Origin of the sequence: Pseudonocardia nigra, from assembly GCF_019396355.1 — a bacterium.
GTDB lineage: Bacteria > Actinomycetota > Actinomycetes > Mycobacteriales > Pseudonocardiaceae > Pseudonocardia > Pseudonocardia nigra.
This window is the reverse complement of the sequence record NZ_JAHKRK010000524.1, coordinates 1-898: the sequence shown is the minus strand read 5'-3', so window position 1 is coordinate 898 and position 898 is coordinate 1. Positions and strand designations below refer to the sequence as shown.

General features: G+C 67.9%; 1 protein-coding gene. It reads left to right on the top strand.

Annotated elements, in window-relative coordinates; all coding sequences use genetic code 11:
* Positions 1 to 263 precede the first annotated feature (263 nt).
* The gene (locus KME75_RS42005) at positions 264 to 839 is read left to right on the top strand and encodes a thiamine pyrophosphate-binding protein (RefSeq protein WP_219420629.1); all 576 of its coding nucleotides are present in this window, start codon (positions 264 to 266) and stop codon (positions 837 to 839) included.
* Positions 840 to 898: the final 59 nt, after the last annotated feature.

Here is an 898-nt window from a genome sequence, read left to right as displayed (position 1 = left end):
CCGCGGGCCACGAAGAAGGCCGGCGACTTCCCCGCCCGCAAAGATCAACCCAGTGTCGTCCACGTCACCCGCCGCATCCAACTCCACTGCCTCCGACAGCGGTCACCGACCTAACGCAAGGCCATTGAAGTCGTACTGCTGGCCGTGTCCGCCTTCCTTCTCGTGAGCCCGTTGTTCGGCCGCATCCGCCGTCTCCGCAGCCAGGAAACCGAGGCCATCAGCGCCCCCAACCGCTGACCCGGCAGCACGGACAAGGAGCCGTTGTGACGCCTCCCGCCACCCACCCCGCGACGATCGCAGACGACGTCCTCCGGCTTCTGGAGTCCGTCGGCGTCAGCTATGTCTTCACCTGCCCCGGCACCACCGAGGTGCCGCTGCTCATCGCGGCCGAGCGACGGGCCGGGCCGCAGCTGGTCCTGACCACGCACGAGTCGGCGGCTGTCGCCATGGCCGACGGCTACGCGCGCGCCACCGGCGAGCTCGGAGTCGTACTACTGCACGCCAACGTCGGACTCTGTAACGGACTCGCACCGTTGTACGCCGCGCAAATCGCCGGCACTCCACTTCTCGTCCTCAATGGCATCAAGGCAACGGCATTGCACCATCGCCGAGCGATGACCTTCACCCCCGAAAGCCACCGTCTCGCCGAGCCGTTCTGCAAGCGCAGCCTCATCCCCGGCAGCCCGGGAGAAGCCCTCGAGGACCTGTCGCAGGCGATCGCCGAGGCGCGACAGCCGCCGTCCGGCCCGGTCTACGTCGGCCTGCCCCAGGACCCAGGGGGTCGGCAAAGTCGCGGTGAGTGGGCGCTGAGCTGCGGCGACACGCGGTCGAGGATGTAAGCACGGGCACGACTCCGGTGGTGATCTTGCGGTTCTCACACCAAGCTTGATCATCGGAG